We start from the raw sequence: 238 nt of genomic DNA on the forward strand, positions 1-238 counted from the left end.
GATTACTTTTGGAACGGCATTCCAACTTGAGTAAGTAGTTCACGAGCTTCTTCGTCAGTGTTGGCAGTCGTTACGATAACGATATCCATACCACGAACTTTGCTCACTTTATCGTAATCAATCTCAGGGAAGATAAGTTGTTCTTTAACACCTAATGTATAGTTCCCACGTCCGTCAAAGGATTTCTTTGAAACGCCGCGGAAATCACGTACACGTGGTAAAGATACAGATACTAGCT

At 41.6% G+C, this 238-nt stretch carries 1 pseudogene; it reads right to left on the minus strand.

Annotated features, from left to right (window positions below):
• Positions 1–2: 2 nt before the first annotated feature.
• Positions 3–238, minus strand: a pseudogene (rplE, locus tag SB773_RS34445) (50S ribosomal protein L5); the annotation flags it as partial.

The organism is Bacillus sp. SIMBA_074 (assembly GCF_046534555.1).
GTDB lineage: Bacteria > Bacillota > Bacilli > Bacillales > Bacillaceae_G > Bacillus_A > Bacillus_A mycoides.